Origin of the sequence: Pseudoalteromonas luteoviolacea NCIMB 1944, from assembly GCF_001625565.1 — a bacterium.
In the GTDB taxonomy this organism is placed as follows: domain Bacteria; phylum Pseudomonadota; class Gammaproteobacteria; order Enterobacterales; family Alteromonadaceae; genus Pseudoalteromonas; species Pseudoalteromonas luteoviolacea_F.
Map to the genome: position 1 here is coordinate 213,000 of NZ_AUXS01000015.1, position 12,723 is coordinate 225,722.

Annotated in this window: 14 protein-coding genes; 9 read left to right on the top strand and 5 right to left on the bottom strand. The window is 43.0% G+C overall.

The genetic code is table 11. From position 1 onward, the window contains the following. Window positions 1-73 precede the first annotated feature (73 nt). On the bottom strand, window positions 74-283 hold the full coding sequence (locus tag N483_RS04240; protein WP_023397386.1) for a hypothetical protein: 210 nt from the start codon (window positions 281-283) through the stop codon (window positions 74-76). 192 nt (window positions 284-475) lie between these two features. Here N483_RS04240 and proB point away from each other — a divergent pair, with 192 nt between their 5' ends. The 4 genes from proB (at window position 476) to gltX (ending at window position 4,667) form a co-directional block, all read left to right on the top strand. Then, the gene (proB, locus tag N483_RS04245; RefSeq protein ID WP_023397387.1) at window positions 476-1,594 is read left to right on the top strand and encodes a glutamate 5-kinase; all 1,119 of its coding nucleotides are present in this window, start codon (window positions 476-478) and stop codon (window positions 1,592-1,594) included. Between the two features lie 48 nt (window positions 1,595-1,642). Next, the gene (locus N483_RS04250) at window positions 1,643-2,596 is read left to right on the top strand and encodes a GGDEF domain-containing protein (protein ID WP_023397388.1); all 954 of its coding nucleotides are present in this window, start codon (window positions 1,643-1,645) and stop codon (window positions 2,594-2,596) included. A gap of 124 nt (window positions 2,597-2,720) precedes the next feature. Then, window positions 2,721-3,086, top strand: a complete 366-nt coding sequence (locus tag N483_RS04255) for a glutaredoxin family protein (RefSeq protein ID WP_023397389.1) — start codon at window positions 2,721-2,723, stop codon at window positions 3,084-3,086. A gap of 93 nt (window positions 3,087-3,179) precedes the next feature. Next, window positions 3,180-4,667, top strand: coding sequence for a glutamate--tRNA ligase (gene gltX / locus N483_RS04260; protein WP_023397390.1), 1,488 nt, complete (start codon window positions 3,180-3,182; stop codon window positions 4,665-4,667). A 23-nt stretch (window positions 4,668-4,690) separates the two neighbouring features. On the opposite strand, the gene N483_RS04265 is transcribed toward gltX, so the two are convergent. From N483_RS04265 to N483_RS04275, 3 genes are all read right to left on the bottom strand, one after another. Next, window positions 4,691-5,137 (bottom strand): MarR family winged helix-turn-helix transcriptional regulator, encoded by a 447-nt coding sequence (locus N483_RS04265; RefSeq protein WP_023397391.1) that lies wholly within the window; start codon window positions 5,135-5,137, stop codon window positions 4,691-4,693. Then, window positions 5,137-5,616: a glutathione peroxidase gene (locus N483_RS04270; RefSeq protein WP_023397392.1), complete on the bottom strand. Its 480-nt coding sequence runs from the start codon at window positions 5,614-5,616 to the stop codon at window positions 5,137-5,139. The genes N483_RS04265 and N483_RS04270 overlap by 1 nt, the downstream gene beginning before the upstream one ends. Before the next feature lie 74 nt (window positions 5,617-5,690). Beyond that, complete coding sequence (locus tag N483_RS04275; RefSeq protein ID WP_023397393.1) at window positions 5,691-6,554, bottom strand: LysR family transcriptional regulator; 864 nt, start codon at window positions 6,552-6,554, stop codon at window positions 5,691-5,693. A gap of 152 nt (window positions 6,555-6,706) precedes the next feature. Here N483_RS04275 and N483_RS04280 point away from each other — a divergent pair, with 152 nt between their 5' ends. From N483_RS04280 to N483_RS04290, 3 genes are all read left to right on the top strand, one after another. Continuing rightward, window positions 6,707-7,861, top strand: coding sequence for an iron-containing alcohol dehydrogenase (locus N483_RS04280; protein WP_023397394.1), 1,155 nt, complete (start codon window positions 6,707-6,709; stop codon window positions 7,859-7,861). Window positions 7,862-8,030: 169 nt separating this feature from the next. Continuing rightward, on the top strand, window positions 8,031-8,669 hold the full coding sequence (locus N483_RS04285) for a cytochrome b/b6 domain-containing protein (RefSeq protein WP_023397395.1): 639 nt from the start codon (window positions 8,031-8,033) through the stop codon (window positions 8,667-8,669). Window positions 8,670-8,870: 201 nt separating this feature from the next. After that, window positions 8,871-9,566 (top strand): DUF3581 family protein, encoded by a 696-nt coding sequence (locus N483_RS04290; RefSeq protein ID WP_023397396.1) that lies wholly within the window; start codon window positions 8,871-8,873, stop codon window positions 9,564-9,566. 14 nt (window positions 9,567-9,580) lie between these two features. On the opposite strand, the gene argE is transcribed toward N483_RS04290, so the two are convergent. Then, window positions 9,581-10,759 carry an acetylornithine deacetylase gene (argE, locus tag N483_RS04295; RefSeq protein WP_023397397.1) on the bottom strand — a complete coding sequence of 393 codons (1,179 nt, stop codon included), beginning with the start codon at window positions 10,757-10,759 and terminating at the stop codon, window positions 9,581-9,583. Between the two features lie 168 nt (window positions 10,760-10,927). Between argE and argC the strand changes: the two genes are divergently transcribed. Beyond that, the gene (argC, locus tag N483_RS04300; protein ID WP_023397398.1) at window positions 10,928-11,935 is read left to right on the top strand and encodes an N-acetyl-gamma-glutamyl-phosphate reductase; all 1,008 of its coding nucleotides are present in this window, start codon (window positions 10,928-10,930) and stop codon (window positions 11,933-11,935) included. Further along, the gene (gene argB / locus N483_RS04305; protein ID WP_023397399.1) at window positions 11,932-12,720 is read left to right on the top strand and encodes an acetylglutamate kinase; all 789 of its coding nucleotides are present in this window, start codon (window positions 11,932-11,934) and stop codon (window positions 12,718-12,720) included. Before argC ends, argB begins: the two co-directional genes overlap by 4 nt. Window positions 12,721-12,723 lie beyond the last annotated feature (3 nt).

Here is a 12,723-nt window from a genome sequence, read left to right on the forward strand (position 1 = left end):
GTATATCAAGCTTTGGAATTTATTATTTAGGCATATTTCAAGCCAATGCCTAGATCGGAACTGATGAGAGGTGTTATTCCTCTTTATCCGCCTTAACCGCCAGTTTAATTGCAATGATCACAATCGCAAACATCAAAAATGGTAAAGCCGCAAGGCTGTACTCTGCCCAAGAAGTGTCTTGGTAGCTTGGTTGCAAAATAAAGTGCCCGCCTATGCACAGCCCGATACTGATAAGGAGCAGCGGCAGCATGATCAATTCCTTTTTGTAGTGTGATTTTTTCATGTTTACCTCCGACTTTGAGTATACACACTTTAGTGGCCACGAGATTGACATCGATCAGAAGAGTTCTGCTCATTAAACATCAAATGACCCCACACCTTGAAATAATTTATATTTGTCTGATCGTTTTGTATCCAATTAATTTAGCCCATGATATAAAAATAGCCTTGTATTGGATTTGTGGAAGTAAAATAGATGGCTAGTCGCAAAGTGGTTGTGGTGAAGCTTGGAACTAGCGTGTTAACCGCTGGTGGGACACTGTTGAATAAGCCTCGGTTGGTCGAACTGGCAAGTCAGTGTGTTGAGCTGCGCTCTGCTGGTTGGCAAGTAGTTCTGGTGTCTAGTGGCGCGGTTGCTGCCGGGCGAGCAGCTTTGAACAAAGAAATAGGAAGTTCCATAGCTGAAAAGCAAATGTTAGCAGCAATTGGACAAGGTCAGTTAATACATTTATGGCAAAGTTTATTTTCAATCTATGACATTTCGGTTGCACAGCTATTGTTGACCAGGGCTGATGTGGAGAACAGAGCTCGTTATCTCAATGCCAGAGATACGCTAAATCAACTTCTGAGTCACGATGTGGTGCCAATTATCAATGAAAATGATGCGGTAGCGACGTCTGAGATAAAAGTGGGCGACAACGACAATTTATCCGCGATGGTCGCAATTTTAGCAAATGCCGATAGGTTACTGTTGTTGACTGATCAAGCTGGTTTATTTACTGCCGATCCTAGGCAAAATCCAGATGCGCGTTTAATTGAAACTGTAGATGAAATTGATGAGGATATTATAGCTATAGCGGGTGGCTCAGGTACGACATTAGGTACTGGCGGTATGGCAACCAAGTTGCAGGCGGCTCAAATTGCGCAACGGGCAGGCATTGAAACGGTGATCGCAAAAGGGAGTGAATCCAATGTGATCGTAAACATTCAATCGGGACAGGCGAAAAGCACTAAGTTTATTCGTTTTGATGCGCCGTTGGATGGACGCAAAAAATGGTTGCTATCGGGTCCGAGGTGCAGCGGTGCTTTGATCTGTGATGATGGCGCGGTTGATGCCGTATGTACACAGGGAGCAAGTTTATTGGCTAAGGGTATTACGGATGTAAGTGGGCAATTCTCGAGAGGGGATCTAATTGAACTTAAAAGCTTGCAAGGGCGAGTGATTGCCAAGGGGCTAGTGGCATTTGATCATCAAGAGTTACAACAAATCAAAGGATTGCACAGTGCTCAAATCAGTAAGGCACTCGGTTATCAAACTGCAAACGTGGTTATTCATAGAGACGACCTTGTCTTATTGGAGCACGTTGCAACCTAACTTAGAGGGGCTAAGCTATACAATGTGAGAGTATTGGGAGGCTTAAGTGTGGATATATCGCCATGCGGACATGATTTTGCGATTAGCTTACTGCAAATGCGCAGTGAAAATGATCTATACAAACGCATTCAACAAATCCTGACTGAACTACTTCCCAATATTCCTATGGCAATGTATTTGGCGCCAAGTTTATCAGAAAAAGAACGCCTGAAACTATTGACGTTATCATCAGCAGTTTCACCCCCCGACCTCGAATATCTGCTAGCAAGAGCGGAAACCTTAAAACACCAACATATATTGCGCGGAGAAAGCCATCTTTGCATTGTTCTGAGAAATAATAAGGCAGTCATGGGGTTACTGTGGATTGGAGAGAAGCTACCGACAGCGCGCAGTCACTTAATAGCACATTTGATAAACGTGTTTTATCACCAATTAAACACCCTTGCACTGAGCCGTATAGATCCTCTGACTCAGTTGCTCAATCGGCAGACCTTTGATGATAAAGTCATTGAAATCACAACAGGGGAGGGGTTTGTGATTGAGCGTGAGCAACAAGGCGTGAGAAAGTGGTATTTAGCATTATTCGATATTGACCATTTTAAAATAGTCAATGACGATTTTGGTCATGTAATTGGTGATGAAGTTTTACTGCTAGTTGCACAGCAACTTAAGGATAACTTTCGAGCGGAAGACTTTGTCTTTCGATATGGTGGGGAAGAGTTTGCAGTGCTATTCCAGGCACATGACAGAGCTGAAGCTAAGTCATTACTTAACCGTGTTCGCAAGGTCATCGCCAATTTTAATTTTCCTCAGGTACAGCGCTTGACGATTAGCATTGGTTACACAGTTTTGGAAGAGATAGCTCAAGTTTCTGAATTGGTGCATGAAGCCGATTTAGCTTTGTATCACGCCAAGAAACATGGCCGAGATCAGGTGGTCGACTTTGAAGAGTTAGGCATAGCTGGTCAAGCCAAAGCGGACACAGACATCGAACTCTTTTAAAGCGTTTAACGATAATATTGTCGTACTTTTGAACACATAATTAGCCAGCGTTTTTGGGATCTTTTGCGCGTATGTTGTGCAACAATGTGATATTCTAGCCGGAAATTTGATTGGGAGAATATTCATGAAACTGATCCGTTGGTTACTTGGTCGACTTATCTTACTATTTGATTTTATCTTTACACCAAGAAGCAAAAAGCGCTCAACGCAAGCGCAACAACAACTGGACAATATTACGCAAAACCTCAAGCTCTATCAGTTTAAGGCTTGTCCATTTTGTGTCAAAGTCAGACGCGCAGCAAAACGAGAGGGGCTCAAGCTTGAAACTCGTGATGCAAAGGACAATACAACTTACCGTCAAGAACTGCTGGAGCAAGGTGGTAAAGTTAAAGTACCGTGTTTAAGAATTGAAGAACAAGGTCAGGTTACTTGGCTCTATGAATCAAGTGATATTGTGAGCTATTTGCAGCGATTAGAACAACCAGCTTAACTTTCGGTTCTTTATGTTGGCTATTTTCCCTGTATTGAGGCTGTGCTAGCATTCCATTTATTATTTTAAAGTAACAAATTTAAGAGATTTATCATGACAATCCGTACACGTGTTGCGCCTTCTCCAACGGGTGATCCGCATTTAGGAACTGCATATATTGCCTTATTTAACTACTGTTTTGCCAAGCAGCAAGGTGGTGAGTTTGTACTTCGTATTGAAGACACTGATCAGGTTAGAAGCACCCCTGAATCAGAGCAGGCTATTATGGATAGCTTACGTTGGTTGGGCCTTAATTGGGATCATGGTCCGGACGTGGGCGGTGAATTTGGCCCTTATCGTCAATCTGAGCGCACTGAGTTATATCAAAAATTTGCGCATCAGTTGGTAGAAGAAGGCAAAGCATTTTATTGCTTCGCAACAGCAGAAGAGCTTGACCAAATGCGCGAAGAGCAAATGGCTGAAGGCCTTCGCCCTAAGTACGATGGTCGTGGTTTGCGCCTGAGCAAAGAAGAGATCCAAGCCAATTTGGATGCCGGTAAACCCTATGTGATCCGTATGACGATCCCTGAAGAAGGCACATTTAAGTTTAACGATTACCTACGTGGTGAAATTGAAATCCCGTGGGAAAATGTTGATATGCAAGTGCTATTAAAGGCTGATGGTTTCCCAACTTACTTTATGGCCAACGTGGTTGATGATCACCACATGCAGATCAGTCACATTTTCCGCGGTGAAGAGTGGATCAACTCTGCGCCTAAGTTATTAAAGTTGTATCAGGATCTTGGCTGGGAAGCGCCTGTACTGGGTCATTTACCCCTGCTTCGTAACCCAGATAAATCTAAGCTTTCTAAGCGTAAAAACCCAACTTCGATCAATTATTATAAAGAGATGGGCTTCCTACCTGAGGCGGTGCTCAACTATCTTGGTCGCATGGGTTGGTCAATGCCTGATGAGCGTGAAAAGTTTACCTTGGCAGAGATGATCGAACACTTCGATATGAAACGAGTTTCACTTGGTGGGCCTGTTTTTGATGTTGACAAACTAAGCTGGTTAAACGGTTTGTGGATCCGCGAAAACTTGAGCGACGAAGAGCTGATCCAGCGTTTTGTTGATTGGAAGTTTAATGCGCAAACACTGGCTAGAGTATTACCAGAAGCAAAAGCACGTATCAATACGCTGTCTGATCTAGTTGACCTTGCTGGCCATTTTGTCGGTGGCATTCCTGATTACGACCCTGCACTACTAACTGCGGGCAAAGCAGATGATGCGGTGATCACACAAGCACTGCAATTCTTTATTTGGGAGCTTGAGAAGCTACGTAGTTGGAATAAATCGGAAATTTTTGCGATTGCGAAAAGTGTCGCAACTTTCCATGAATTGAAGATTAAAGAGTTTTTAGAGCCGATTTTTGTGGCGATCACAGGCAAAACTTCTTCAACATCAGTGGTTGATGCGATGGAGGTACTTGGATCTGACCTTTCTCGTGCTCGTCTACGTGTAGCCCTTAACCACATCGGTGTGTCTAAAAAGCTGGCTAAAAAGCTAGAAAAGGCGTACCGAGAGTACCCAACTATCGGCTAACCGACAATGCATGGCAAGTGGGTTTACTTGCCATGCGGATCTTGAAGCAGTATCAATTGATCTAGTAGCTGTTTAAGCTCAATGATTTTTTCCAACGGCATATCAGTTTGCTTGAGCATTTGTGATGGAATACAAGCGCACTGAGTTTCCAAGCTTTTTCCCTTTTCTGTCAGAAATACATAACATTGCCTTTCGTCTTCAGTGTCTCTTTGGCGTTTTAGTAAGTTTCCTTGCTCTAAACGTTTTAACAGCGGTGTGAGTGTATTACTTTTAAGCTGAGCACGATTGCCAATTTCTTTGACAAGAAGCCCATCTTGTTGCCACAAAATCAGCATTACAATGTATTGTGGGTAAGTTAAATCATACTTTTTTAATAGTGGCTGATAAAGCCTTGTCACGTGTCTAGATGCGGCGTATAGACTGAAACAAAGCTGGTTATCCAAATTGAGTTCAGGAAACTTATCACTCATTAGCTGCTCTGTAATGCCTGTATAATATCTGCTTTAATTTTCTCTGGTTTTGTCGTCGGTGCATAACGTTTAAGAGGTTGCCCATCTTTACCGATAAGGAATTTAGTAAAGTTCCATTTGATATTATTGGTCAACAACCCAGGCAGCGCTGTTTTCAAGTATTGATAGATTGGATGTGCATGTTCACCGTTGACGTCAATCTTTTCCATCATAGTAAAATCTACGCCATAATTGATCAGGCATCCCTGTTGAATATCTGATGCACTGCCAGGCTCTTGCTGTCCAAATTGATTACAGGGAAAGCCAATAATTTCCAGTCCGTCACCATACAGTTCTTGATGAAGCTGCTGCAAGCCTTCATATTGTGGGGTTAATCCGCATTTGCTGGCAGTATTCACGACAAGAACAACTTTACCTTTAAGGTTAGAAAAAGCATATGGTTTGCCTTGCAGTGTATTTGCTGTGAACTCGTAAAACATATTTAATCTCTTATGATTTAATCGTGTGCGATTTAAATGTTAGATCAAATATATTGGACTCGCAAGATTAAAGATCAACTTGTGTGTTTAAGTAAGAAGTCAATCAGCAGCCTAACGCGCAGTGGAATAAGGTCCTTTCGTGGATAAACCAACCAAGTCGCATTGTCCGTAACTTGATGGTCATCTAATAGTGAAATTAGTTCACCATTGACAATACTGCGTTCAGCGATATCTTGCGCAAGGTGAGCGATACCTAGACCAGACTTACAGGCATGTAGGATTGCTTGAGGGTTATTACTGCGCCAGCTTCCCGTTACTTTGATTTCATCGATCCCTTTGTCGCCCAGAAATCGCCAGCGATTTGAGATAGCAATTAAACAGTTATGTTTGGATAAGTCCTGCGGTTTTTCTAGTGGTGGGGCATTTTTTAAGTATTCAGGGCTGGCTAGCAGTTTCATATAGCGTGTGCTGAGTTTTCTCGCAATCAGCCGTGAGTCTTGCAGGCGACCAAAGCGAATAGCTAAGTCGAAACCATCTTCTACCAAATCGACGTTGCGGGCATTAAAATCAATATGTACATGCACCTCCGGGTATAGTTTACAAAACTTGGCAATAATGGGAGCAACCCGGTTGGCCATAAAGTCTCCAGCACCGGTTATTTTAATGGGCCCCTTAGGAGTATGTTGAACGCCTTGTAGTTCGTTATTGGCATCGAGTAACTCTTGCTGGATCACTTTTAACTTATTGGCATATGCGAGCCCCTCGTCAGTGAGCTTAATACTGCGCGTCGTTCTTTGTAATAGCACTGTACCCAAACGAGTTTCCAGTTGTTGGATTTGGCGGCTAACATGTGATGTCGATACATCAAGCGCGGTGGCTGCCTTGCTAAAGCTACTATGCTCTACAACCGCTAAAAATATATCCAAGCCCTGCCACATCTTTTAATTCTACCTGTGCAATTATCTATCACTATATTAATTGATTATTGCTGTTGTGCAAAAGTGAATTGCGTTATGAATAATGATTTTCTGTGCTCTAGTTATTAGACTGTGTGCGAATTAACAAACCGACCGTCATTGCAGGAGCATGCATGCTGAACTTTAATTTTTACAATCCAACAGAGATTTTTTTTGGTGAAGGCCAAATAAGTCAAGTGACTAACGCAATACCAAAAAATGCCAAAGTATTAGTTGTTTACGGTGGCGGAAGTATTCATAAAAACGGTATTTACGAGCAAGTAAGTGATGCGCTAAGTGACTTTAGCTGGGAGGAGTTTGCCGGTATAGAGCCAAACCCTACTTACCAAACATGCATGCAGGCTGTGGCAAAAATTAAGGCTGAAGGGTTTAACTTTATTCTCGCTGTCGGTGGCGGCTCAGTAATTGATGGTAGCAAGTTTATTGCGGCAGCAGCTGAGTTTAGTGGTGAACCTTGGGATATTTTGAGCAAGGGGGGTGAGGTGAAATCAGCGCTGCCAATAGGTGTGGTGTTAACACTGCCCGCGACGGGATCCGAATCGAACAGCTTCAGCGTTGTATCAAATAGTGATACTCAAGATAAACTGCCGTTTGCCTCAGCTTATGTTCAACCTAAGTTTGCAGTGCTTGACCCACAAGTGATGAAAACATTACCTGTGCGTCAACTGACCAATGGTGTGGTAGATGCGTTTGTTCACACCATGGAGCAGTATTTAACGTATCCAGTTGATGCAAAACTGCAAGATCGTTTCGCAGAAGGGCTACTGATGACGTTAATGGAAGAAGGTCCAAAGCTGGTATCTGACGATGTCGACTATAAAGTACGTGCCAATGTGATGTGGTCAGCGACTATGGCGTTAAATGGCCTAATAGGCGCGGGCGTACCGCAGGATTGGTCGACACATATGATTGGACATGAAATCACTGCCGTATATGGCTTAGACCATGCTCAAACACTTGCCGTGATATTACCGAGAATGATGTTTGCACAGCAACAATCAAAACGCGCCAAAATCCTACAATATGCAGAGCGTGTTTTAGGTCTAGATATATCAGACGAAGAGCTGGCGATAGCATCTGCTATTGAGCTTACGGAGCAATTCTTCCATTCTGTTAATATGAAGACTCGGCTGAGTGACTACGGTGTGGGAGAAGAAGCTGTTGAGGCTATTACCAACCAACTTGAGCGTCATGGGATGACAGCCCTTGGTGAACAGCAATCCGTTACTCTTGACAAGAGCCGTCAGATTATAGCCGCTAGTTTATAATATAGTCAGCTCATATGCGGGCCACATCGGTTGGCCCGTAATTTTTGATAATTTAATTCCTCATTGTTGTCTTGCCACAATAATTTTGCGCTTTATAACGCAAAAGCATCGTTTTTGATTTATTCCTCAGGTAACCTCTGCTGTCACACAATCAATAATAGGGGCAATTATGATTAAAGTGTGGGATGGGTTTATTCGTGGCTTTCACTGGTTGTTAGTGATCGGAATTGCAGTTTTATACGTGTCAGGAGATGAGGGGTGGCTTGATCTCCACTTTGTCACGGGTTATTTATTATTGGCCCTTATGGTGGCAAGAGTGATATGGGGCGTGGTTGGTAGTGACACGGCAAAGCTCAGTGCACTGTGCCATCACCCTAGAGCGATATTTAGAGCGCTCAAAAGTAAAGCACCCCATGTTGGCCACAACCCCGCAGGGAGTTTGATGGTGCTGTTTTTCTTTGTGGTTATTTTTGTACAGCTAATCTCAGGTTTATTAACCTCAGATGATATTCTAATGGATGGACCGCTAGTGCAATATGTTAGCTATGACTGGGTAGAGCTGGCTGGAAATATTCATAAAACCAATATCGATATATTGTTACTGGGTATTGTTATCCATATCCTCGCCATTGCAATCTATCGCCTTAAAGGTGTTAAACTGCTACGCACTTTATTGACGGGAAAAATGACAGCATCTGAGCACTCTCCAAAGTTGAGAAATGGGATGTGGGGTTATATTATTTTTGCCGCGCTTGCTGCTACTCTTATCGTTTTTTGGGGCTTAGAGCCGCTGGGTGCCATTCTGTAGTTTTTAGGCTGTGATACGTCTACTTAACTATTGTTGCACTTTGAGGTCAAATTCACGCATCAACTCCACTGAGGCGCAGTCTCATTTCCACAAGACTTGGGTTGAACGTGAAGAGATAGCGTATTTTATCCAGTGATATGACCTCTCTGTGCTTATTTTCTGCTAATATAGCGCGATTTTCATGCAAGAAAGAAGTTAACTATGCTTACACCTTACTATCAACAAGAAACCAATAAACTCGTGATCAGCCGTGAACAAGGTAGCCAATTTGCCAAGCAAGTGGCAGATGACTTTAACCCTTTGCACGATATAGACGCAAAAAAGTTCTGTGTTCCTGGTGATTTACTATTTTCATTGGTACTTGATAAATACGGTGTGAGTGAAAATATGCACTTTACATTTGCTGGGATGGTAGACGAAACCTCTCAATTAGAGTTTCCTGAAGGCAGTGATGCGTTTGATATTATTTCAAATGAAAAAACCATGCTTTCAGTGAAGCGCTCAGGTCAAAGTAAACAATGTGCTCAATTGGTCGAGAGTTTAATCAAGAACTATGTGGCTTTTTCTGGTAAGGCATTCCCACATGTAATCATTCCTTTAATGGGTCAACAAGAGGTAATGATAAACCCGGCACGCCCTATGGTTATCTATGAGTCTATGTCGATCCATTTAGATACGCTGGACATTGAAGAAGTGACACTTGAGGCTGCAGATCCTGAGTTTAGCTATGAAGGTAAACGTGGGAAAATCATTTTACGTTTTGAACTGCTCAGCAATGGTGAGAAAGTCGGCTTTGGTGAAAAGCACATGCTAGTTTCTGGCATCAAAGAGTATTGCCAGCAGGCAATTGATGACCTCATCGATTACTACAATGAACGTAAAGTAACATTAAAATAAAAAAGAGCCAGCAATTAGCTGGCTTTTTCTTTATTGAAGCAACACGTTTGGATCAAGTTTAAAATGATCTCTTGGCTTGGTTTGATCTTGTCCATTGCCAAATGCTCATCAGGCTGGTGGGCTTGGGCAATAGAGCCTGGACCCATTACTATGGTTTCACACCCTAGTTGTTGCAAAAAGGGCGCTTCTGTACAGTAATTGACAGCAATAGCTTTTTGTTTTGATAGCTTCTCTGCTAGCTTTACGAGTCCCGAATCGGTTCTACCGCTAAACGCGGGAATTGGATCATGAAGATCAATGACATCTACGCTGCCCGGATATTGTTCGTTAATAGGCTTGAGTGCAGTAAGTAACATCTGTTCTAATTCAACAATACTGAGCCCAGGCAGCGGACGAATATCAATGTGCAACTCACAGCAGCCACAAATTCGATTGGCGTTATCCCCGCCATGGATGTGACCTAGGTTTAGAGTTGGATGTGGTACAGCAAAATGCTCAACTGAATATTTATTCTTTAACTCTTCTTTTAATTGCAACACCTGTGTAATCACTTGCTGCATAATTTCAATGGCATTCAACCCTTTTTCCGGATCTGAGCTGTGGCCTGATCGTCCAGTAATACGGATAGCGCTGCTCATATGCCCTTTGTGTGTAAATACTGGCACCATATCGGTTGGTTCACCGATGACGCAATACTTCGGTTTAAGTGAGGTGTGCTGTGCAACTTGTTGAGCGCCCGCCATTGTGGTTTCTTCATCTGCGGTGGCAAGGATCATTAGTGGGGTAGTTTGTTGGCTGTGTTCAAGCTGACGAATGGCATTTAGTACAAATGCGAAAAACCCCTTCATATCAATACTACCAAGGCCAAACAGCTTATTATCTTTTTCTGTTAATTCAAAAGGATCTGAGTTCCATCGTATATCATCGAAAGGCACTGTGTCGGTGTGACCTGCGAGCATCAAACCGCCTTCACTTAAATTTTTATCTAGCGGTTCTCGCCTTGCTAGCAAATTGAACTTGCCGGGGGAGTGAGTCAATTCAGTGATCTCCACCTCAAAGTCCAGCTCTCGGCACCAGTTGGCAAGTTCGTCTATAACTGCTTTATTGCTGAGGTCTAAAGATTTATCGATGGCACTAACCGATGGATTGGCGATCAGCCTTTTATACATATCGAGAAAATTGGGCAAAGACATAATACTCCAAAATATTTATTCAAAGATGTTGCATAAAAATTTATATGTGTTTAGTATGAATATCAATTCATTTTTAAAGAATAATTATCTTAGGGGTGGGCGATGCGAAGAACATTTCATCTATAGCAAGTTTGACTCCCCAATCAATCAACTATAAAAGAGTTATCGATGTTAAATGTTTCTACTATCGGCGCCAGTGGATATAGTGGTGCAGAATTAGCCAAATTACTAGCAAATCATCCTGAATTTAATTTGATTGGCTGCTATGTGTCAGAGCAAAGCTTAGACAAAGGTAAGTTGCTCAGTGACCTTTACCCAGAGCACGCAGGACTGCTGGATATACAATTAGCACCATTAACAGAACAAGCGTTTGTACAGATCGCTGCGCAATCTGAGTATGTGTGCTTGTGCACAGATCACAAGGTAAGTGTTTCCCTCGCTCCTAAACTGCTCGACCTAGGCCTTAAAGTTTTTGATTTGTCAGGAGGCTTTCGCTTAGCGGATGCGTCTCAATACCAACATTTTTATGGCTTTGAGCATCCACACCAAGCCTTATTAGATGAAGCCCAATATGGTTTGGCTGAGTGGAATGCTCATGCGATTAAAGATGCTCAGCTGATTGCCGTAGCAGGATGTTATCCAACCGCCGCACTCAACGCACTAAAACCGCTTAAAAATGCGGGTTTATTAACTGATGCACAAATTATCATCAACGCGGTTTCCGGCGTGACTGGGGCAGGAAGAAAAGCATCTTTGACGACGCATTTTTGCGAAGTCTCCCTCTCACCTTATGGATTATTCAATCATCGCCACGGCCCTGAAATAACGCAATATTTAGGACACCCAGTTTTATTCACACCCCATTTAGGCAATTTCTCACGGGGGATCCTCGAAACTATCTATGTACAGTTGAAAGAGGGAACCACGCCACATGACGTCGAAGCTGCTTTCCAATGTATTGCTGATGAGCCTTTGATCAGACTAAAAGGAGACAAATTGCCGTCTATCAAAGGTGCTGCTAACTCGCCTTATGTTGATATTGGCTGGCAACAACAAGATCAGCAATTGATCGTGGTTGTGGCAATTGACAACCTCCTTAAGGGGGCCGCAGGGCAAGCACTTCAATGTATGAACATTGCCAGTGAATTTACACCGACTTTGGGGTTAAAAGGATGAATAAACTAGCTAAGAAAACCTGGGTTATTAAAGTTGGCGGCGCGGTTTTAAATACAGAGCAAGCCGCGCTATCTCTGTTCCAAGTATTGTATGAATTGAGTCAAGAGCAAGACAAGCAATTTGTAGTTGTGCATGGTGGAGGGGCTTTAGTCGACCGCTGGTTAGAAGATGCGGGTTTTGCTACAGCAAAACATCAAGGATTGCGGATCAGCCCAAAAGAGCAGTTACCATACATTGTTGGTGCATTGGCCGGATGTGCAAATAAACAGTTGATGTCTCAAGCCATTGTTGCTGGCTTACAACCCGTTGGAACATGTTTATACGAAGCCGGTTTTTTAGCCAAACAAAAGCTCAAAGCCTTGGGTCAGGTTGGTACCTGTGTCGCCGAAGAAGGACTTGGCTTGCTAGAGAGTCTTTTGGCATTAGGCCGGATCCCTCTAGTCAGCTCGGTAGGTATCGGCCAAGACGGTGGGCTTTACAACATAAACGCAGATGAAGCCGCAGCCGCAATCGCTCAAACGATTGGTGCAGAGTTGGTTTTTATGACCGATGTCGAAGCGGTTTTAGATGCACAAAAACAACCTTTGCATTCGTTGAATGTTGAGCAAATAAATGAACTTATCCAACAGAAGGTTATTGTGGGCGGGATGGAGGTCAAAGTTAAGACCAGTCTTCACGCTGCCCAACACTTACGACGTGGTGTTTATATCTCAAGCTGGCAAAAGCCAGAAAACTTAATCGCCTTATTACAAGGTGAGCATGTCGGAACACAAATTTTACCTTAGGAT